12 protein-coding genes are annotated in these 21233 nt (G+C 62.1%); 3 read left to right on the top strand and 9 right to left on the bottom strand.

What is annotated here, in order from left to right; genetic code table 11:
- The first annotated feature begins 27 nt into the window (after window positions 1–27).
- Window positions 28–1125 carry a DGQHR domain-containing protein DpdB gene (gene dbpB, locus ACFV2X_RS52370; RefSeq protein ID WP_385630624.1) on the top strand — a complete coding sequence of 366 codons (1098 nt, stop codon included), beginning with the start codon at window positions 28–30 and terminating at the stop codon, window positions 1123–1125.
- Window positions 1126–1184: 59 nt separating this feature from the next.
- Here the strand turns inward: dbpB and dpdD are convergent, their stop codons facing one another.
- From dpdD to dpdE, 8 genes are all read right to left on the bottom strand, one after another.
- Window positions 1185–3203 (bottom strand): protein DpdD, encoded by a 2019-nt coding sequence (dpdD, locus tag ACFV2X_RS52365; protein WP_385630621.1) that lies wholly within the window; start codon window positions 3201–3203, stop codon window positions 1185–1187.
- The gene (dpdK, locus tag ACFV2X_RS52360; RefSeq protein ID WP_385630619.1) at window positions 3200–3721 is read right to left on the bottom strand and encodes a phospholipase D-like domain-containing protein DpdK; all 522 of its coding nucleotides are present in this window, start codon (window positions 3719–3721) and stop codon (window positions 3200–3202) included. The genes dpdD and dpdK overlap by 4 nt, the downstream gene beginning before the upstream one ends.
- Window positions 3718–8223 carry a protein DpdJ gene (dpdJ, locus tag ACFV2X_RS52355; protein WP_385630616.1) on the bottom strand — a complete coding sequence of 1502 codons (4506 nt, stop codon included), beginning with the start codon at window positions 8221–8223 and terminating at the stop codon, window positions 3718–3720. Before dpdJ ends, dpdK begins: the two co-directional genes overlap by 4 nt.
- Window positions 8220–8801, bottom strand: coding sequence for a hypothetical protein (locus ACFV2X_RS52350; protein ID WP_385630614.1), 582 nt, complete (start codon window positions 8799–8801; stop codon window positions 8220–8222). The genes dpdJ and ACFV2X_RS52350 overlap by 4 nt, the downstream gene beginning before the upstream one ends.
- Window positions 8802–8912: 111 nt before the next feature.
- Window positions 8913–11972, bottom strand: a complete 3060-nt coding sequence (gene dpdH / locus ACFV2X_RS52345; RefSeq protein ID WP_385630612.1) for a protein DpdH — start codon at window positions 11970–11972, stop codon at window positions 8913–8915.
- Window positions 11965–12873 carry a protein DpdG gene (gene dpdG, locus ACFV2X_RS52340; RefSeq protein ID WP_385630611.1) on the bottom strand — a complete coding sequence of 303 codons (909 nt, stop codon included), beginning with the start codon at window positions 12871–12873 and terminating at the stop codon, window positions 11965–11967. Before dpdG ends, dpdH begins: the two co-directional genes overlap by 8 nt.
- Window positions 12873–15470 (bottom strand): protein DpdF, encoded by a 2598-nt coding sequence (dpdF, locus tag ACFV2X_RS52335; RefSeq protein WP_385630641.1) that lies wholly within the window; start codon window positions 15468–15470, stop codon window positions 12873–12875. Before dpdF ends, dpdG begins: the two co-directional genes overlap by 1 nt.
- Window positions 15463–18768: a protein DpdE gene (gene dpdE / locus ACFV2X_RS52330; RefSeq protein WP_385630609.1), complete on the bottom strand. Its 3306-nt coding sequence runs from the start codon at window positions 18766–18768 to the stop codon at window positions 15463–15465. Before dpdE ends, dpdF begins: the two co-directional genes overlap by 8 nt.
- A gap of 557 nt (window positions 18769–19325) precedes the next feature.
- On the opposite strand from dpdE, the gene ACFV2X_RS52325 reads away from it, so the two are divergent.
- Complete coding sequence (locus tag ACFV2X_RS52325) at window positions 19326–19841, top strand: VUT family protein (protein WP_385630606.1); 516 nt, start codon at window positions 19326–19328, stop codon at window positions 19839–19841.
- Between the two features lie 341 nt (window positions 19842–20182).
- On the opposite strand, the gene ACFV2X_RS52320 is transcribed toward ACFV2X_RS52325, so the two are convergent.
- A complete protein-coding gene (locus ACFV2X_RS52320) occupies window positions 20183–20725 on the bottom strand; it encodes a hypothetical protein (protein ID WP_385630604.1) in 543 nt (180 codons plus the stop codon).
- A 121-nt stretch (window positions 20726–20846) separates the two neighbouring features.
- On the opposite strand from ACFV2X_RS52320, the gene ACFV2X_RS52315 reads away from it, so the two are divergent.
- On the top strand, window positions 20847–21233 hold a 387-nt coding region (locus ACFV2X_RS52315; RefSeq protein WP_385630603.1), incomplete at its 3' end, for a hypothetical protein.

Raw genomic sequence — 21233 nt, 5'->3', positions numbered from 1 at the left:
CTCAAATTAGTCCAAACAGGAGATAATGTGGCCGACCGCTACGTGTTGAAGGTTCCCGCGCTCAAGGTGCTCCAAGGCAGCAAGGAGATCTTTTGCTTCGCCGTCGACGGCAAGAGACTGCACGACTTCGCTGCTGTCTCACGCATCCGACGTGACGGTAAGAAGCAACTGCAGGGGTACCAGAGGCCCGAGGTCCTCAGCCACATCAGCGCAATCCGCCGCTACCTCGAGTCCGACGGAGCCATGCTCCCCAATGCCCTGGTCCTCGCATTCGACGAGCGAGTGACATTCAAGGCCGCGGCCCGTGGCGGCGACGTCGACTACTCCATCCCCGGAGAACTGATCATTCCAATCGACGAGTCACTGGCCGATGAAGACAAGCCAGCCTGGCTCGTGGATGGACAGCAGCGCAGTGCAGCCATCAGAGATGCTGACCTCGACTCGTTCCCCGTCGCTGCCGTGGGCTTCATCGCCGCCGAACAGGAAGAACAGCGGTCGCAGTTCATCCTGGTCAACTCGACCAAGCCGCTGCCCAAAGGGCTTGTGTACGAGCTTCTACCCGAGACCACCGGCAAGCTGCCGCGTTCGTACGCGCGCCGCCAACTTGCCGCGAAGCTCATGGTCCTCCTGAACATGGGGGAGGGCCCTTTCAGCGGGAGGATCAGCAGCCCCACTTCCCCCACTGGCAACATCAAGGACAACAGCGTCCTGAAGATGCTGGAGCACAGCATCTACGAGGGCGCCTTGTACCAGTATCGCAACGCTGAGGACGGTACCGGGGACGAGGAGCGGATGCTGGCTCACCTGCTTGCGTTCTGGACACCAGTGGCAAGCATCTTCCGTGATGCGTGGAACCGGCCCCCGAAGGAGTCCAGGCTGACCCATGGGGTCGGCATCCAGGCCATGGGCTTTGTCATGGACGAACTTACTGCGGACGTCCCGGTCGACGAGGTCGATTGGGATCACGTTCGGTCCGTGGTGCGCGGACTGGGAGAGCACGTGGCCTGGACTTCTGGCAAGTGGACTTTCGTGGACGGCCAGGAGCGCAACTGGAACAGCCTGCAGAACACGTCCAACGACGTGCGTCTGCTCAGCAACTACCTGCAGGCCCGAGTCAGCGGATAACCTCTTTCTCGTGTCTTGCTGCGGCGGCCACCTTGAGTCATGGGGCGGCCGCCGCCCGGTTACGACTCTGCTGCCGCGAGACGGAGCCTATCGACCGCAGCACGGAGGAGCGAGGCGGAGCCGCTCCCGTTCGCGTATCCGACGTGCTTAGTCGTCTTGTTCTGATCGATGAAGCCGGTGGCCGCGTGTTTTGCGCATCGTGTGGCCAAGACGATCACATCCGCGGCACGGGCCTTCTGTCTCAACTGCGGCGTGCCCACGTGATCGTATGCAGTCAATACCTTCACTGCGGGAGCAAGGCGCTTCAACTCCTCCTGGCACCGGGTGAGCACTGCCTCGTCGAGTGAGTAGAGCAGCAGCGTCGCCGCCGGGAATACAGCGGGCGTGTCCTCATCGTCTTCACCGCCGGGAACATCCCAGGAGAAGCCGATACCTAGGTCCTCAGAGAGCCGGCGGGCGAACGCCAAATCGGCCTCATTGAGACGACGGCTGTGCGCTGACAAGGGTCCCAGCAGCCGGGAACACAGGCGTGTGCGGGCCTCCGGATCAGGACAGGCTGCGAGGAACAAGCGGTCGACGAAGTCCAGGACGGACGACGCCCGTTCTGGAGCTACCCACCGTTCCGTGTCCGAACCGATGTCCTTGAGGGTCTCAGCGTATTGCTTTGCGGAGGGGGCAGCACGGAGCGTGATGTCCATAAGCGCCTGCAGCGCCGCGAGATCGCCGGGACTGTAGCGGTTGAACAGCACCGCGTTGCGGATGAACGCATGGGCGCATGCGGGAGCAGGGTCGTCGTAGCCAACGGCATCAATGAACGAGCCAACCGCCCGCCACAATTCCCTTGCAGCACTGTCGCTCAACTCGTCCAAGAACTGGGCAAGGGCTTCATCATGCTCAGCAGGGGTGGGCCACAGGCTCCACTGTTCGTCCTCCAGTGCCTGCCTCGCCTCGATGTCGCCCTCGGCAAGCGCCGAGAACAATGCCGGCCAGTCGCTGATCGGAGCGACCGAATCCATAGTGTCCTCGGGGCGCGCCAGTATCGAGGACGCCGGATCTCCTGCAGTTTGGACGACGAAGGCGTTGGCTTCGTTCCACACGAGCGCGGAGATCTCAGGGGTTTGGTCCAGGTCCTCGACGGTTGCCACGAAACGGCGGGCAGCATCCGCATTCTTCAAAATCACCGAAGCCAGCAACAGCACGGTCATCGCCTGTGGGCCGTAAGACTGAGGGTTGCCGCCGAGCAGTTCCGGGACAACTCTTCCGTGAGTGATGAGGTTGGCTTTGGCCGCTTCCAAGTTCCGAGCTGAGAGGGATTCCTCAAGCGCGACCGTGTACACGGCGTTCAGGATCGCTGCCTTTACAGGCGCAGGAGGGTCTTGACGTGCCACGTCCTGAAGCGAAGGGAACTCCAGCACCCTGGTGCTCACTCCGAGGCGGTCAAGCCTCTTGAGCTTAAGGTGCGCGAGATTCGTCGCGGTGAGCCCACCCGCGGCTGCGAGTTGTTCCAGAAGGTCGAGAGAGGCAGCTTCGCTGCCGGCCGCGAGGGCAGCGTTGAACTCAGCGATGAGGCGTCCGACGGGCTTGACGACGCGCCACAGCCGCGGTGGGCGCCTCAAGTACGTCTGCTGCATCAGACCGAGCGCCTCAGTGAGGTTCTTCCTGTGTTTCTCGGTCTCCCCGGTCGTCAGACGGAAGGTCGAGCGTTCGCCAACAAGGTCGGTGATCGCGCGTTCTACGGGATCGTCGTGGTTGAGGAGTGTCGGACGCAGACCCCCGCGTTCCATGTTGCAGTGAACATAAGTGGGTCCCGCAAAAGCCTCGATGAGGTCGGCAGTCTTGGAGACGTCTCCGGGATCGCGTGCGATGGCGTACATCATGAAGTTCTGGTCCGCAGCGACCCAACGGGGGAGCACGATGGGCGCGTCGTTGTCGCCCAGCGCGATCTTGACGAAAGGCTCAGTGCGCTTCGCCCAGGCGTGACCCGCCTCCATGTTGGGCCAGGCGTCGTTGCCCGACCCGAAGAACCTGCGTAGGAAGGCTTCGACGCGGTCAGTTGCCAACGGTACGGTCTGCTTCATTCGCCGTTCCCCCACCGCTGGGTCAGGTCGATGCGGGCCTGAGCAGCAGCGTCGCTTCCAGCCCGGTACGTGATCTTTTCGTCGTTCCGGACCATGCCTCGGATCGTGAAGTTCATTGATCCGCTCAGCATCCAGTCATTGCCGCATAGCGTTTTCTCGTGGATATCCGGATCCCGGACAATATGAAGGATTTCTTTATCGGCTGCCTTCACAAGACGGCGCAGGAAGTCCTCGTTGTGGGAATCATTGCGTGTCACCACATGTACCTTTGTGCCGCCGTGGGCAATCCGGGCCACAGCGTCTGACAGCCGACACCTCTGGGGAGGGATGTCAGCGAAGAGCGCGTCGTACGCGCCGTGACTGTTGTCGAGCACTTGGACGTCGGTGATCCATGCGGAAACCAACCACAGATGGTCGCTCGGTGCGATGAACTCCGCGATCAGGGCCGCAGACAGCATTGTGTCAACCCGAATCGCGGTGTGCTGCCCCGTGCGGATGGTGCGCTCTTGGGATTTCACTGGGCGGCCTCCCTCAATTCGACCCGGACTCGAATCTCATTCTCTCGAAGCTCATTCTGGTGGCGGACCACACCGCAGATTTCCCCGTAAACACGGAGCACATCACGGTCGATGGGCGTGACCGGAACCTGCTTCAGAGCTTGAGCCATCAACGTTGCGTTTCCTGCCGGGCAGACGAGTTCAACAGCAGAAGTCGCGGTCAGGAGCTGCCGGTACGTATCGTTCCAGGCGGGTTGGGTCACGTCGATCACCGGTAGACGGTCATCGTGGGCGGCCTGGACCAACAGACGCTCCAGAATGGGCCCATCAGCATACGGCTGGTAGTGCTTCAAGTCCTGAGTGCGAGCTTGATGACCACGCGGCCACAGAAGGCTGAAAACCTGGTCCGCAGTAAGGGACCGGGCGCCGTCCAACTCAAGCTTGCCGGAGCCCACGGCGTACGCAATGACACGAGCGTCGACTTCAACTTGAAGACGAGCTTCCAACTCTGTCCACGCATCAACAAGAGCGAGTGCAGTGACGTCAGTGTCCGGTCCTGAGCCTGGGCGCAGCAATCGTGTGGACAAGGCGGCTACAGCTGCATGTCGAGGTGGGCCGTCGAGTCTCGCCCAGGACTCACGAAGGACGTCTAGAGCGGCCTCAGCTTCCTTGGCCGAATCGCCAGCCCTCAGTGTCGCCATGGCCTGAGCGGAGTTGCCGTTGGGTTCAGCGATGACATGCCGAAGGAACCGGGTCAGCGTGGCATCGACGTACTCGTACTCGCTCGGCGCGAGACTGCTCGCCACAAGCCCCCAGAATTTCCGGGGATCCTTCGAATAGAAGTCGACCAGGTTCTCGACAATCCCCAAACCACCCACTGACGTTTCGCTGAGCCACACCTCGGTGAGCGAGTCAGCCTCGTCGCCAGCAAGCGTGTCGACGATGAGGTCGCCGTCCTGGGCGTTCGGGCATGCACGCTGAGCGGCGGCGAGGATCGCGGCGGCCATCGTGTCGCGGTAGGCACGCCGGGCGAGGGGGCTGGTCTCGACCGATATGTCCTCCGCCACCAGCAACTGCGCTGCTCGGTCCAGGGTGGCGATGACCGTGTCGTGGGCGACCAGCTTGATCAATTCTGCCACGAGACGATCGCTGTCGACCTCTTGTTCGGACAGGTCGGAGTCGCGATAGAGGACCTGGAAGATCTTGGAGAGATCCTGAGTCCAGGCACCGTTCTTCAGCAGGTTGCGGACTTGAGCATTCGTGCGGCTACCATCGAGTCCCGCCAGCGCGAACGCCGTCAGATAGATCTGGGCCAGGCGCTCTCGCTGAAAGCTGTCGGAAATCTCGGCCAGAGCCGGATCCTCTTGCACTGACTGCGAAAACGCGAGAGAGCGCCACTGAGGCGTGGCGAGGTACTCACTGACGGATGGGTCCTCGACGTTGAGCGGCTTGAGTTCGAATCGGACGGCGTCAACGCCCAAGGCAAATCCGAGAGCCGCCGGCTGGCCGCGGAGTTCATAACGGACCGTACAAGGCTCACTCTCCTTCTGCCGCTCGCGGCGCACGTTGCACTGAGCACCGATCGTCATGCGGCGTACCTGAACGGGATTCCCTGCCGCATGCGTCGCGAAGCTGACCGTGTCTATGCGGCGTTGCCATGGAGACGGCTTCGGCACAGTGCCCTCATTGAGGGGTGCGTCCTCGTCCACGATGATTTGAGTGCCCCAGTCCGGCCTACCATGGGATTGGTCCATGATGTCGGTCTCGGGCTGGGAAAGTCTGAGGCTCAAGGGGCGCACGACTTCGAACTGAGCACCATCGTGTCCATGAGGCTGCCAGGCTCCCTCTAGCCTGCCGTCCTTGACGATCTGCCTCAGATTAAGCACATTGCTGCCCTCGTCGGGCAGGGGAAGCCATGTGCGATGTGTGTCGTCCAAGTGTCCGAAGCGACGACTGACCCGTCCAGGCACAGCTTCGGTCAGCGCTTTGCCGATGGGCATGTTCTCGACAGTCCCATCCCCACTGTCGAAGGGTAGTTCCAGTTCCACATCAGGAAGGTTGAGCGGCTCGAACAAGGCCCGGGTGATGAACTCTGGGAGCATGGCTTTTTTGGACATGCCGGGGTCGTTGACCAGAGGCTCCCAGCGGGAGCGGAGTCGGCGAAGAGCTGTCGGGACTACGGCCAGGAGCAGCGAGCGGGGCTGCTCCCATAGCACTGCCTGCGCATCGTCAACACTTATCTGCAGGGCTTTGACAAGGTGTCGGGCAAACTCGTCCTGGACCCTTTCCTCGGTCAACAACTCATGCAGGATCGCGATCAGCCCGTTGCGCTCGCGTTCATAGTCGGACAACTGCTGCTGATTGTCGGGAGTTGTCAGAAGCTTCCGCACGTCGCCTCGATGCAAGTCCCTGGCGCGCATCCTGCGCCCGGCCCAGTCAAGAAGGGCCTGTGCTCCTTGGATCTTGAGCACGTACCGGTTCTTGAGCGGGAGGTTCGTTGCGGAAACTTCTGGGGCGAACAGGGACTCGTACCCTTGGTAGGCGAGGCGGTCGCGGCCATAGTCCGACAAGGCCACGATGGTCATCGGCCGAGTCCCCCGCTCCCGGCCGGCGCGTCCGCGGCGCTGGATGAAGGAAGCTCCATTGCGTGGCGCCTTGTGCTGAAGGACGAGGCCGACCCGAGGATCGTTGAAGCCCACCTCCAACGAAGCGGTGGCGATGATGAGGTTCGCATTGCGATTCACGCCGGCATCCTGCGACGACGTCCGACCGATGGTCAGGTGGTGCATGCGGAGATCTGGGTCGAGTTCGTGACCGATCCGCTCGACGATCGCCCAGTTCTGCCCCTCAAGGTAGCGAGGCCCCGGCTCGGGACGTGCACGTGACCGCAACCCGGCGAGTACGGGACCTCGACGTGTGCGGCCACGATGGCCCTGACCACCTTCCGCGTCTCGGAGGTCTTTGTAGAAACGGTTGGTGACGTCCAGGGCATCAGTGAACAGGAACCCGGTCGAGCCGTAGAGGAATGTGTCATCGTCACGATCGAGGACGCGACCGTAGAGCATCGCCGTCTGGATCGACGTTGACAGGAGACTGGCCCCTGAAACGGGGTCGCCGCGCAGAGCGAGCGCGTATTCGCGGCCCTCCGACACCATGGCGTCGTCAGAGGGAGCAACGGGAAGAACGTCGCCGTCGCGTAGGCCGACCAATTGGGCGAAGAAGTGGTTGGCCTCGCGTAGCGTGGCGCTGAGACCCACGAAAGTTACGGGCCTGCGCACCGCTTCCCTCCACCTGCGTAGGAGGCAGGCGACCTGCGCACCGTGCACTCCCGAGTAGGTATGCACCTCGTCGAGGAGCATCAAGGAAGGAACTGTGCCGCCGCGCCAACCCAGGAGGCGATCCAGGTAGCCGTCGGCGCTGCAGTTGTTCAACATCTCGGTGGTAGTGAACAACAGGTGCGGCGGATTGCTTCTCAATGACGCACGAGTAAGCGCGAGTTGACCATGAGGGATCTCATCGAGGCAACTGCGGCAGACGAGACGTTCAATTTCGTTGTTGCGGTCCTTATCGCTCCAGATTAACTCGCCGTCCTCGCACGTGGGGCACGGGAGGAAGGGACACACGGCGCCATCGGCCACACGCGCCCAGCGGCCCGAACCACGTCCGGGCTGAAGCCGCCAGTCATCAGGGTGGTTTGGTGTGCCGCCGTAGAGCGCGCCGAGGCGTAGAGGCCTCTTCCCCTGACTGATGAGCGCGTTCTGAACGCTACGGGCATTGACGATGGCATCTCGCAGTTGGTCGCGAAGTAGTTCAGTCCTCGGGTACAGGGCGATGGTGTGGATCCTGCCCTGTATGTGCTCGGCCATGGCTGCGAATGCGGGCAAATAGAAGGACAGAGTCTTGCCGCTACCGGTGCCGGCGCTGACGATGATGCCCTTGGAGCGGTCTTGGCGCTGGAGCGAGGAGAAGACTGCTTGAGTCGCCTCCAGCTGAAAGTGGGCAAGCTTCTTATCGCCCAGCTGGGCTTGCGCCACGCGATCTTGAAGAGGACCCCAGCCGGGGAGGGCACGCAACTCCCTGAGCGCCTGGGAGACCGGGATATCACGTTCGGGGTAGCGTCGATGGCGAACGTGAAGCCGGTAGTCAGCAACGAGTCGCTTTCCCCGCCGCCACCAACCGCTGGGCACGTCGCCGGCCCAGTCTCCTGGCGGACGGAAGAGTTGGCGTAGCCCTGCGGTAAGCCGGAGGGCTTCTGCGAATCGGGTGCGATAGCGGGCTTCTTCGTCGTTCGGCCAGGGCACCTTGAACAGCAGCGCGCGACCCTGCATCTCGCGGAGGATCTCGATGGCCGAGGGAATCGGCGGATTCGGGTACGCGTCCAGGCACTCCTCAATGCAGTCGAGGACGTCTTCCTCGGCGAGAGAGCCTTCCGTCACGCCCCACGAGAGGAGCGGCAACTCAAGGTCTTCGAGCCGGTTGAGCAGTTCGTTGGCGAACGCTCGGTCTACGGTGCTCCGGTTCACGAACCCTTCCTCTTCAGGCTGATATGGGCATCCATCCCATGCTTGCGGATGAGAGCGATCTCCTCGTCGGTCACGTCGCGCAGCGTGAGGTCCGGCTGAGTGCGGAGGCGCTCGAGCAGGCTGGCGAGGGCCTCAGGCGGATCCTCTGTGTCGTGCAACAACTCCCACAGGCCGTCGTGGACGGTCGCGAATGTGGTGATGGCATCCTTTGAGGGCTTGCTTCTCGCAATGCGCACCAATTCTGCGTGACGGGAGGTGGCTTGTTCCTCGGTTTCTGGTTCGAGGAGCATCGCAATGCGGGCCAGCGGCAGGTTCGACAACGACTGGCGGGTCCACGTTGTCCAGGCCTCTTGGTTGCCTTTGGTGAGACGGTCGACAACCTCCTGTGCCCGCTTCTTCGCTGTGTTGAGAACGGTGCTTGAAGGGAGGCCGCTGGGGCCGACGTTGCGCTCGAAATTAGCCCGGCCATCATCGACGTTGGAGAGGTCGATAGTGAGGTGTGAATCGCGGGCTTTGAGCGCTCGGGCGATGCTGATTTGGGTGCGCAGTGCGTTGAGGACGACCTGGAGTTCGTCCACCCTAGCCGTGGCCCGCTCGGCTTGCTTCCTCGACTCCTCCCCGTCCGCGATGCGCGTAGCGTGATCCTCGAGGAGCTTCGCTTTCTCATATACGGATAGCCGACTCACTGCTCAATTCCTCCCCTCGATCGCCAGGGAACGCCACTCCTCAATGACTTCCTGCACACGGGCTGCCGCGCTCTGCGCTGCCGACGAACTTGCCCTCATTTCAGCGCCCTTCATTGCCTCGTCTAGCCATTCGTCGAACTCGCACAGAAATTCCCGGATGACATGCAAGGAACTTCCACGCTCTTGGGCGGCCGCGCGGATCGCTGCAACCCAACCCGACTTCCCCGACTCTTCGGCAGAGGTGGCTCGATCGAGGTCGTCTTCCAGAGCCGATACCTTCGACCAGTCGGCTGCTGTAGCACGTTCAAGGAGTTTGTCGAAGTCACGGGCTCGTTGCGTGGGCAGGGAGAGTCGCTGCTCGCGTGCTCGGTCCAGGGCAGTCCGGACGCTGGCCAGGGTATGCCTGCCAGGAACGCCCCGCGGTTGCCTCAGGCGGATGTCGTCGAGCAACGCCTGGAGTGCATTGATCTGTCCTTCGATCAAGGCAGGCCACGCTCTGAAGGAGGCCACTGCGGGCTTGATCCAATCAGCCAGCTTGCTGGTTGGTGCCGTCCAGGACCAGTCCGCTGCTGCTTCCTCCAGCAGCGGCACCGCTCGTGCTGCATCGATCATCTTCACGGCGCCACTGGCGCCTTGGGAGATGCCGAGACCGGTACGGATTCGGTCCACGAGTTGACGGCGCGCGTTTCGGTGATCGTTGAGTGCCTTGGCCCATGGATCAGGCCTTGCCATTACGTCGGTGCTTCGCCACTCTGTCCCGTCATCGACCGCAGCAGCCAAGAGGTCTTCGATCCTCATACCAGGCCAGGAGCGGCCAGCCAGCGCTGCTCCGAGCAGGGAAGCACGTAGCCCGAGGATGAGGTCTTCATCTGTGACATGGAGGCTCTGCTGCACTCTGGTTGCCAAGGCACCAGCGTGTCTTTCCGCTACCGTAGCTAGTTTGCGGATATCTTCACCGCGAACTTGCGCGACTCCCGCTTGTGCTCGGATCAGGCTCTGGAAGAACCGGCTGTTCGTTGGAGTGCGATTGAACTTGATAGGGGCGTTATCGGCTCCAGCCAAGCCGGAAACAGCTGTCCCTTCAATGCTGACGGTCTTCGCATTGTTGGGCCAGCCCTTGTCTTTGACGCCTCGCTGGGGCTGCATGAGCGGAACATTCCAGCGATATCTTTGGGAAACAGCGGTGGCCACAATTGTGCGGATACTCAGAGCGTAGCTCTGGTGCAGGTCGAGTCGGCGCTGGGACCACTCTTCAATATTCTGCAAGCTCCTTTGGACGGATGCTGGCAGAGCTTCCTCTCCGCTCACAGTTATGGAAGGGGTGATCCGCGTCGGAGTTTTCGGGATTTCGGGAAGGGCCTTAGTGGATGGAAGTTCTCTTGTTTTCAGAGGGGTGAGGGCAAAGGCGTCGAGAATCGTAGGATCGATCTCTACACTTTGTTCCGCGGCATCACCCCAGAACTCGAGGACAAGCTTGCGCCGCTCCGCAGTGCTGGGGTCAGTTTTCCCGACGTATGCTGCCACATCACTAGTAAGCGTGTTGTCTATCGCTGCGGTTTCGAACTCTTCTCGGAAGGTTGCGTCAGGGAATTCTCCACGTCGCAGAGCAGTCACATGCTCGATCAGTACGGGTCGGATGACGCTGCCGAGAACTGTGCGAGGGACGAACGCCCATGGGTCCCGTTTTGATGCAGTCGAGTGAACTGCACGCCGAAGCGCCGGCTTGTTGAACGGGTAAAGACCGAAACCGTCTGCCGAGGTACCAAAAGCTTGGTGACACTCTACCTGCAGCGGACAATCTTCACAGGCATTGGGCACGGTACCGTCTGTTGCCTGCTCCAGTCGATCAGTTCCGAGTCGTGCCGCGTTTAGATAACGTCCTACGAAAGCTGCGATCTGATCATCCCCTGTGTCCTCTGCGCTGAAGGGAACATCCAAGTCGTAGACGTACCCCAATGTGGCACGCACGCGCGTGAGGACTGTCTCCGGCAAAGCACGGAAATAACCAGTGGTTACCGCCATGAGCGTACGAATCGGGGCGAGTCGCGCTGACCCCTCCCTGCGAGCTGCTTCTACAAGGGCGTCTAGGAGCTCCTTCTGAACTCCCTGGATGAGAGCGAAGTCCTCAATGAGCAAGACAATTTCCTTGCCCTGCTTTTGGTATTCTCTACGGACAAGGGTCATAGCTTCAAGGAGGCGCCCGGCGCCCAAGTTGAAGCTGCGGTTGATCGCTGATTCTAGATGTCGATTCAGGAGATCAATGGCGACTTCCTGCAGTTCGGTCCTGGAGCTCAGCACCTGCACCCACTTCTTAGCGAGTGCAGAGGCCTTGGTGACATCTGTGATGTCAAGGGGAAGATCATCGAGTGTGAACTTCGGAGGGCGATCACTGTCGCCTTTTCTGCGGTCCCGTAGGAGGTAGTTTGCCAGTTGTGGCAGGAACTTGTCCGGTCTCAGCATGTACTCGCTGACGTGAGGGTCGTCGAGAAGCGCACCGAGACCATGCGGTCCGAAGAGTTGGCGCGCCGGGCCGGAGACGCCATTTCCCGTCTCGGTTACAAGGATCTCGTTGAGGGAATGGACAAGGCGTCGAGCGAGGACGGGGGCATCAACGTCCGATGTGAACCTATCGATCTCTGACTTCAGTTGGGTCAACTCGTCACTGTCGGCGCGCGCGATGAGTGCCTGAATGACAGCCTTCAGGCTTGTCTTGTGTTTCTCAAGGTAGATTACTTCGCGTGAAGCGGACTGGTCATCAAACTCCACAAGATGCTCGCGTACCCATCTGACCAGATGGGACTTTCCTGAGCCTGATTCTCCAACGACAGGGACCAGCAACGCGCCCGTGTTCGATTCGTGATGCAGGAAGTCTTGGAGGACGGCGCGTTCATCGAACTGTTCGTCCTCGAGGATGAGCTGGCGACCATCCAGGCCCGCCCTCCTGATCCGAAGCGGCGCGTGCGTGGCCTTGAAGACGGCGGGGGATGGAGCGATCGCTTCGGTGTCGATGGTGTTGGCCGCTGTTGCAGCCTCCCAACAAACGTACCTTCGGAAGTCAGACACTCGGGTCCTCCAGCATCGTGATGTCGCTGACGAAGCGAGGGCTTGAAGGCTGCTCGGGGTCAGTTACCTGCATGACCAACGGGGCATCGGAGTCATGGTCAAGACGCAGCCACCCCTCGTCCTGACCACGTAGGAGGGCGAAAGAGAGAGCGCCGCCAGCAGCCTGGTCTCCGGGGTTAGGTAGTTGGAGGTCGCGTGAGTATGAGCCGCCGGGCAGCACAGGCAACTGCTCTCGCAAGCTGCGCACGGCCTCTATTGCGTTGACCTGCTCACCGGGCTGCCACAGCGTCTGCATGACGTATCGGACGGCGGATGTGCAGTCCGGAGTCAGCGGACTTGCACCAGCCACCACGAAAAGCGGTCGGGCTGCCAAGCCAAGCGCGGGCGCCCAGTCACCGAACGAGAGCCAGCGCACGTCGTTGACGATAGCGGGGCCAGCCTCGGCCTTGATGGCGCCTTGCCGAAGGTTCTGTGCCTGTTCCCATGCCACAGCCGGACCCATGGGATCGAGCGAGAGGAACCAAGCGAGGGCCCTGGTAAGTTCCCGTGCCCCAGTCTGTTCGGAGTTGTCCCCCAAGCCGTTGTTGAGTTCGGGTGCCAGGACAGACACACGGAGCACTGCGGAGAATGCGTCCCAATCGTCTCCGTCCAGTTCGGCCGCGGGACCTGCGAGTTCCAACTCTCCCGAGGATGTGTGGTTCAGCAGTAGCCCAACTTCCTCAAGGGTATCTACTGCCTTGTCGAACATTGAGGTGTCCTCTTTATCTCCGGAGGACAATGTGGGAGGGCTAAGCAAGGCCCTTGCTGTTTCAAGTGTGACAGGCTTTTTTGAGTGCGCGAGCAAGCGCACGACAGCCCACATAGGGGCGGGTCGGGAAGCCTCTACGTTCAACAGGGCCATTAGAGCGCCTCCAGCGCGGTTCGTACTGAGAGGTTTTGAGGATGAAGAGAGGTTAACAGTGATTCTCGTCGAGTCGGATGAGGGGTGTCGTGAGGGTGGATCAGGTAGGTGATGTCTGGTGAACTGAGGCGGGACTCAAGAAACCGATCGATTGACGCGGAATCGTAGCCTAGGACCCAGACGATTGGGCCGGGATAGAAATTGAGCAGGTCGGCATCTCTATCCCAGATAATCGGGTGTGGCAGTACATCTTCCTGTAGGGAAGAGGCCAGCTCCGCCGTGATACCCGGACCGCCGACAACGTGCATGCCTCGGAGAGCGAGCAACTCCAGGAGCCGTGGAACTTGGACTCGTTGTTCAGTCTCGGAGCGCCACCACAGGCTGAGGAAGCATGATGTCCCGCGGTATCGAGCCAGTGGGTCAGGAGCAGGGTGATCCGAGGCCGGAACTGTCGGATGTGGGTCTCCTGCCAACCGGTAGAAGCCCTCGTTTGGTGATGCACCTGTGATTCGGCAGTGCGGGCAGCCTCGGCAGTTAACTCCCGTGCGCAGTGCCGCTCTACCGTGCTGTACACGGTAGTAGCCGCTCAATATTTCGCCGATGCACCTGTCGGTGCTGAAGAGATCTTGAATTCCGGCTAGGGCGTTTCGTTGCGCTGCGAGTGACCTCTGGCGTTCAGCCTCGAATCGCTGGCTGAAGTAGTCTGGGTCGTTTGCCTCAAGCTCTTCAAGGGTGACATCTACATGGGTGGACGCAGATTCATAAAATCGGTTGAGGCGTTCCTCGAAAGATGAACGGGATTCGCCGTCACCTTGAATTGGGGGTTCGGGGATGTGCAGGCTGATGAAGCCTGCGCGCAGCATGAGGTTCAAGGTCCGAATATTCCAGTCCCGATTGGTCTCTGATGTGGCTGGAACGTTGTCGGGGATTTCATCAAGATTGAGGAGATAGTGGCGCGGGCGCGTATAGGTTTTGTCTCGGGTCGTCCACATCCACTGCCAGCGGCCCCATGCTTTGCTGACCCCAATGACCGCTTTTTGATTGGTGTGAACGGCCACGTACTTATCTTTGGGTGCAGTGGCGAGATAAGAGATCGAAGGGTGGCCATCTCTGCCGGCCCGTCCTACCTCTTGGTAGTAGCGGTCGACAGTCTCCGGGAGACAGGCGTGTACCACACTGCGGACGTCAGACACGTCGACGCCGAGCCCGAAGGCCGATGTTCCCACAACGATGTCGTGCACTGTGGGGATCGGACCGGATGCTGATCGGCCTCCCCACCCCTCTACTGCGGCACGCCGATCGTCCGGGCTTGTGTAGCCGGCCACGTCAGTGACCCGCATATAGCCAGCCCTGCGAAGGCGCTCAACCCAGGTCTTTGCGTCCTGGCGTTGCGTGACATAGAGAACCATGGGCCTTGGAAGGCGGTCGATCGCTCGCGTTACTGCTTCGTTGCGCTCGTCCTCGTCGGTGAAGGAGTCGATGTAGTAGCTCGGCTCGTGACGCAGTTGGGCGCCCCACACGAGCTCCGCCCGGTTCGGGCCGGAAAAGAGCTTCTCAAGGGTGGTGACCTGCGGCTCCGTCAGCGTCGCGCTCAAACAGACCGTGACTGGTTCACGGCCTGGTGGTGCAGTGCTCAGCCAGGTACGACGGTGAACCGACATAGTCTGGAACTCGGGACGGAACCCCTCGCCCCACTGTTCGACCAGATGCGCCTCATCTATGACGAAGTATTGGAGCAGCCCTTGCTCGGCTGCGTCTTCGAGCGCGGACTTAAGACCTGTCACCAGCGACTCGGGATTGGTGAAGATCAACCGCTGGCGACCTGTCCGAATGTCTTCCCGCAGTTGCTGTTTCACGTACTCGTCCAAGCCGCCGATGTAGGCGTATCGGCCGGTTGGGCTCTGCCTTCCCTGATTGCCAAGGAGTTCCTTGGCCCGTCGCTCCATGTCGAGGGCGAGAACGACGGTAGGAACGACCACCAGGGTCACTCCGCTGCGCCGACTGGAGAGCAGCCCCGGTGCCTGCACGAGCGCCGTTTTGCCGTGACCGGTCGGCAGGCACGCGATGATCGTGCTGCCGGGCCTGGCGAGCGCCACAGCGCGGGCAGCTTGGCGCTGCCCGACCGACTTATAGTGAGAGTATCCGTCGCCGAGGGCCACGCTCCAGTACGGGTCTGCTGGGCAGGGCTCCAACTGAATACGTTCTTGAAGGCTTTCTCCCAAGTGAATCTGCCGCAGATCCTCCTCTGCCGCCTGGACGGCTTTGTCGTCCTGAGGGACGGGAGGATGCCAGGGCAGAGCCGTGATCAGAGCTCCTCGGTCGGAGGGCGCTGTCTGGCAGTGCATCTCTTGCCATTGGGCCCGTGATGGGAGAGGAGAGCCCACGGGCACCTTGAGACCGTGGGGGTTCCCGCGGGCTTGGGCTTCCAGCAGGATCTGGCGTGTCAGCGCAGCAACGTCACGCCAGCCCGCTCGTCCTTCCGCTAGACCGTTGAGAGCATCTCTGAGACGTCGCAGAGTGCCAGTGGCCTGCTCGACTGGGAGAACCCACGGCCACGCGTCGAAAAGTTCTTGAGCACCGATCCAAGGGTCACGCATGGTGCTGCCACCGTTCGGCTCCATACCGGACAATGCAGGTGGCAGCGATGAGGCGTACGTTCGGCTGGCCGAGTCCTTCGATGAGGCGACTGGATATCTCCACATCGACGATCTGGCTCTCCACATCGCCCAGCAGCCGACCAGCAGCCCGTCGCGCCTCGGCCTGGGCCCTGGCAGTGGCGAGCTGCTGCCCCGCGCGTTCCTGCGCTTTGGCACACAAGTCCGCGAGCTCGGTGACGCGCAGCAACTCGGCGCGGGCGATCTTCTCGGCGGCTTCAGCGGAGAGCTTGTACTCGGGCCATCCGCCGAAAAGATCTACAAGGCTACGAAGGCGGTCGCTGTTGAAGTTGTCGTCCGTCTTGTTGTTGTAGGGCCGGTTCAGCCAGTCGAGTGCTGAGTTGAGAGTTACCGGCTGTGTACTACCTGCTGGCACCCATACACGGACGGTGAGCGGTGGGAAAAGGCGATCGGCTTGGCGCTGCAGGGCCAAACTCGCGGCCTCCTGACTGGAGATAGCCTCTTTGGCCTTCGCGATGTCGGTCTCAACCAGGTAGTCGAAGCCAAAGTACGGCTCCGGTTCGCCCATGTGGCTCTTGTCGGGACGTTTGAAGGCGCTGGCCTGGCCGCGCTCGTCGATGCCGGCGATCGCGGCGAGCATGTCGACGAGCGGATTACCGATACGGAAGAGCCGGGTTCCAGGAGAACGCAGGGCTGTTGATCGGTTGAAGGTCCCTTCGGCTTGGGCAGGAGTCACACCTGCTCTCTGGGCCGAGTACAGCCGCGGCGGCATATGCGGGTCGGATCCCAGGAGGTCGAAACTCGTCTTTCGGCAGCCTCCCACCGTCCTCTCGATGCGCCGGAGGTTTATGCCACCGCCGCCTTTGCCTGTATAGCGAAGGAGAGGCGCCTGGACCTGTGACCAGTCGCCTTCCATGTCGCGGAGGGCGGTGGCGAGGTCGCGCTGTCCCTCAGCCTCCTGGTAGATCGAGTCAAGCTGATCCATCTTCTCGATCTCTTTGTGTGCTTCAAGAAGGCCATCTCGTACACATTGCGTCGCAGACACAAGCCCGGGAGGGCCGTCACGCAAGGCCTCAGACCAGACAGCGTCGAGTCCCTCTGCGATGGCATCCTGCAAGGTCGATACTGATCTCGAGAAGACCTCGTACCCGTCTCGCAGGAGAGCTAGCCACGCCGTTCCGATTGCTTCATGCTCCGCGCTGAGGCCAAGAACGTACTGATGGGCGGAGCCGGATTTGCCCACGGTTTCGGCCCCTCGGTACCGGTCGACCCGTCCGATTCGCTGCTCGAGTTGGTTGGGCGACCATGGCAGGCGCAGGTGAATGATGGCGTCGGCGAACTGAAGATTCAGCCCGTCCTCAGCGGTGTCGTCAACAACCAGGATTGAGGGGGGCGCGGCCGACCGCCAAGCCGTCACGGCCGCCTCGGAGGCATCGGGGTCAACCTGACGGGTGTGCTCAGCGATGTGCACATTTGGGTACTGCTCACGGAGCTGGGCTGCGAGCCGGTGGGCGAGGGAACCAGGGCCGCAGAAGATGGCGATCCGGCCTTCCTTCCTGAGAGCGGAGAGCATGGCGCGAATCGTTGCCCTGAGCCGCGGCTCACTGATGGCTTCGGTCAGGTATGGCTCAAGCCCGCTGAGTGCCGCCTCCTCAGAGGGAAGAAGCGTCGACTCGGACAGCAGGGCGCGCTCGCGCTTGGTGAGGCCAGCGCGGTTAGCGGCTGCCGTGTCGCGATAGATGCGCCATCGAAGGGCATCGGCGAAGTCTTCGAAGGGCCCGCCCAAGCGGGAAGCGAGAACCGCGAGGATGCGCGCGTAGCCCATCGCCTCCTTCTCCTCGAGATTGTTGTCGAGCAAGTGATTCCATACCGTGGTGCGCCACTCCACCAGCGCGGCTTCAGCTGCCTCGAAAGCTGAAGGAAAGAGGAGAACGTCGGTCAACTCTCGGCCGCGGACGGCATACGACTCAAAGTCGGCGTCGCCATCGTCAGGGAGCACCACTTGGTCACGACGGTGTCGAATCACTCGCCGGTGAAGGCGATAGGTCTCACTGATATGGCCACGCAACTCTTCCACGCGCAGGGCGAGGTCGGCTTGCTCGACACCCTCGCGCAAGAAGTCGTCGTCCGTGAGGCAGCCGAAGATCCGGGCAGCGAGCATCTCGAACCGCTCGTCGTGAGGTAGGAGTTCGCGGATTTCGTCAACGGTCGTGCGGAGGAAGAAGGTCAGGCTGGCTTCGAGAGAGAAGACGCAGCGAGCGAGTTCTGCACGCCGGGCGTAGCGGTGCTCGAAGGCCTCTCGATCGTCCCAGCTGTACAGATGAGGGTCGAGCAAGTGCAGCAGGCCAAGGTGCGTGGCGTATCGCGACGTGACGGGGGTGGCGGACAACAGCAGCAGTTTGGGAACTGCGTGTGCCAGGGTCGCCAGCTCGCGGTAGGGGCTGAGGTTTTGATCGCTGTCCTGCACCAGCGCGTGCGCCTCGTCCACGACGAGAAGATCGCTCTCGTGGTACCTGGACCAACGCTCCGGTGCGTCATGCGAAATGATCACGACACGATCGGGGGCGAAGTCATCGATGAAGAACTTCTGGCAGAGTTCCTTGACCCACTGGCGCCGCAGATGCTCGGGAGCCAGGACGATGACGCGCGCTTGAGCGTCGTCGAGGAGTGTCTGACGGACAACAAAGCCAGCGACGATGGTCTTGCCGAGGCCGACCTCGTCTGCGATGAGGTATCGCTGTACTGGATCGGAGAGCACGGTCATGGCCGCGCGCACCTGGTGGGGGTAGATCTCGACCGCTGAAGACAGCAGCGCAGCGGCGTTGGCGCTGGCGGCCCGCTGCGCGACGAGGCTCCGGAGCAACGGAAGGCGTGCATCACCGAAATATGCTGACTCGTTGCCGCCGGTCGTGAGGACCTGTAGCGGGTCGCGGACCGGACGGTCCCAGCGCACCCGGAGGTCGGACTCGTCCACCTCCGCGTTCCATTTCTGGTTAGGGAACTGCACAAAGTACTTTGGCAGTTCAGGCAGGCGATGCCCCGTCACTCGCCCGGCCATCCAGTCGCCACTGGTCGAATCCCGGAAGTACACACGCGTCTCGGGTTCGAGGTAAGCACGCCAGCAGTTCCTGGCCAGGACATGCCGGGACTCGGCGACTTCCTCTGCGATTGACTCGAAGAAGTCCACACGCAGGTACTCGCCGTCGATGGCTCCGACACGGCCGATCCCGGGGGCTCCCTTGTACTCGACGAGGTGCCCAACCGCGAAGCCCGAAGGCATCCTTCTGCTCGCCCCCCAACTATGGTGCAACAACTCACACGAGCTTAGGCGCACCCACTGACAACTCAGGCGACGGAGTGGTGCAGGAATTCGTGCGTATGTTCGAGAATGGATAGAAAGTGCTCTCGTGTCGTCAATGACTGGTAACGCATATTGCTGCAATGGGTGTGAAATGGGCATATCGGATGGGTTCGTCGGGGGTAACTCGCCTTAAAATACGGCTGAAACAACGCCTTGCTCAGAAGTGACGCTGATGTCACCGCAGTCGGCGCATGCCAACCGGGCCCTGTTGATAGTGCGGGAGGGCTGTTCGCGTGACCTGCGACGGCTCGCAAAGGTGTGCTCCCCGACGTACCCGCGCGCATCCGGATTCACATCGAGCCGTGTGACGTGCAGATGCCTCCTCCAGCAGGGCAATCAATCCCGGACAGAGTGTCAAACCGAGACCCGATGATGCTGTCAGTGGCCTGGGTTGTACTGTCTGTGCGCTTACCTCGCTGCCCGTCCGCGGCGTGGCGTCGGCGCCACGACCACATCACTGAGACAGAAAGAAGAACGTGAACATCCCCGCCTCTGCCGGTATCGCGACCCTCGCCGCCTACGTCGCCACGATCCCTGCGGCCAACCTCGCCGTCACCCACTTCGGAGCGGTCCCCGTCGGCTTCGGCTATGCCGCTCCCGCCGGCGTCTACATGGTGGGGCTCGCCCTCGTTCTTCGGGATCTCGCCCGCGAATCCGCCGACCGCGGTGCTGTTCTTGTGGCCATAGCCGTCGGCACTGTGCTGTCGTACTTCCTTGCCGCCCCCGCGCTCGCTGCTGCTTCAGCCGCTGCGTTTGCTGTCGCCGAGACCATGGACTTCGCCGTCTATGAACCGCTTCGGAAGCGTGGCCTGCTAATCGCGATGCTCGCCTCGAACGCGGTCGGACTACTCGCGGACAGTCTCCTCTTTCTGAAGATGGCCTTTGGGTCGTTCGAGTACTTGCCCGGACAGATCCTTGGCAAGGTGTGGATGACGCTTGCCGCGATCACAGCCCTGGCCCTAATCCGACGTCGGAAGCAAATGGCCGCCTGAGCTGGCACGCCCCTGATACATAGATGAGTCGCGCATGGAAGTGGGCAACAGCGACCCGCGCCTGCGTGGCCAGCCTTGTTCCAGGCGCTGGAACAGTGACGGGCAGGAGACGAACTACGACTGCTGCTCTTTGTCCGGGAGGTACGCGCTCGGGGGAGGCAGCTGCTATCCATCGGATCCGGAAGGCGTTGAGTTCGGCGGGGTTGTCGGCGGCTCCAGGGGGGAAATCTCCGCCATCAACGGGTATAGGGCGTGCATACGCCGCCAGGCCGACTCAATGTCCCGCACTCGCAGTTGGTACGCGATCTCCACAGAAGTCACCGCAGTGGGCCAGGTGTCTATCAGTCGAGCTCGGTGTCAATCTGCCTAGGCGCCGGGACGGCCAGCAGCTCCAGCGTGCCGTGGTGAGCGTGCCGAACGCCGTCGGCGACCTCGGCGGCATGCAGGATGGACTGCATCGACAGCCGACAGTCACTGTGCTCGTGCCCGGTGGGGCAGCGGTAACTGGCCTCATGTCCGACCGCTACCAGGGTAAGCCCTGTGTGCGCGCCACATGTGCGACACACCAGCGGCACCCGGGCCGAGCCGGTGCCATCACGAAAGTTGAACCAGACCTCGTCCGTTACCCGCACCTCGGCGCTCGGAACGAAGGCCGGGGTGTCGATCGCCTGCGCGTACCAATAGGTCCACGGCTGGGGCCAGGGCGTCACCGTCCCGCAGGGGCATTCCACGTCCGGGGTCCGGCCGGGCGTACCGGTCAGGCACAAGCCTTCGCGGCGTGAGCAGGCCGGGCAGGCGAAGGTATGCCGCACCTCAGTCGTCGCCCCTGGAGTTGCCGGTGCGTCGTACTGGATCACGCTGGTGATTTGGATGCGTGCCGTCATGCCGCCAGTCTCCCTCATCGCGATGGGGGAACGGTGCGTCGCAAACCGGTTGATCAACGCACGCGGGGCCCGGGCGGCGCGGGCGATAGCCTGAAGTAAGACGGATCAGCAGGAGGAGCCAATGGGGTGGGACCAGGCATTCACGCGGGCCGGGGCGATTGCCGGCGCCGACCACCCCGGTGGCCCGGACGACACCGTGTGGGACTTCGTGGCGGCACGCGGCATCATCGCGATCGTGCTCCAGGCCCTGGGAGACCAGACACCAGATGGGCCAGAGTCCGTGTCGCTGGGGTCGGCGCTATGGCACTTGGCCCAAGGCCCTGGAACCGTACGGGAGCTCGCCGAACCGCTGGTCGGGCACGCTGCGCACGCCGTCGACACCGACCCGGCGACAATGCCCAGCCCGAACGACCCTGCCCTTGCCGGAATTCTCATCCGCCCTGGTGGGGACCGCTTCTTCGGGTTCCCGAAATCTTGGCCGCGGTCGCTCGGTCCGACGCTCTGGCGC

This window comes from Streptomyces sp. NPDC059679 (assembly GCF_042734105.1).
Lineage (GTDB): Bacteria > Actinomycetota > Actinomycetes > Streptomycetales > Streptomycetaceae > Streptomyces.
This window is presented reverse-complemented; position numbering and strand designations above follow the sequence as displayed.

Excerpts from the sequence above, each read along its gene's own strand:
- dpdD (WP_385630621.1), bottom strand. The coding sequence starts at position 3,203 with ATGAAGCAGACCGTACCGTTGGCAACTGACCGCGTCGAAGCCTTCCTA.
- dpdG (WP_385630611.1), bottom strand. The coding sequence starts at position 12,873 with ATGGCCCTGTTGAACGTAGAGGCTTCCCGACCCGCCCCTATGTGGGCT.
- dpdF (WP_385630641.1), bottom strand. The coding sequence starts at position 15,470 with ATGCGTGACCCTTGGATCGGTGCTCAAGAACTTTTCGACGCGTGGCCG.
- dpdE (WP_385630609.1), bottom strand. The coding sequence starts at position 18,768 with ATGCCTTCGGGCTTCGCGGTTGGGCACCTCGTCGAGTACAAGGGAGCC.
- ACFV2X_RS52320 (WP_385630604.1), bottom strand. The coding sequence starts at position 20,725 with ATGACGGCACGCATCCAAATCACCAGCGTGATCCAGTACGACGCACCG.